Origin of the sequence: Streptomyces sp. WM6378 (assembly GCF_001279695.1) — a bacterium.
GTDB lineage: Bacteria > Actinomycetota > Actinomycetes > Streptomycetales > Streptomycetaceae > Streptomyces.
On sequence record NZ_LGDD01000282.1, the window covers coordinates 1 to 211 of the forward strand.

At 71.6% G+C, this 211-nt stretch carries 1 protein-coding gene; it reads left to right on the forward strand.

The window, feature by feature from the left end; genetic code table 11:
* Nucleotides 1-211, forward strand: a 211-nt coding sequence (locus ADK54_RS21295; RefSeq protein ID WP_159047858.1) for a hypothetical protein, incomplete at both ends; no start/stop codon positions are given.

Sequence of the window (211 nt, forward strand, 5' to 3'; positions counted from 1 at the left end):
GCAGGAGGCGTCGATCACGCCACCGCGCGGGGCAGTGCCGCTGGGCCGGATCGGCCGCAACATCCGCGCCTACCGGATCCCCGCCACCCGCACCCGCGGTGAACGCTTCCTGTACATCCTCCATCAGGGCGCCAACCCGGCCCGGGGTGTGAATCCCGCCATGATCACCTCGTTCCGGCCCGACCGGGTCGAGGAGATCGCCGGGGTCTAC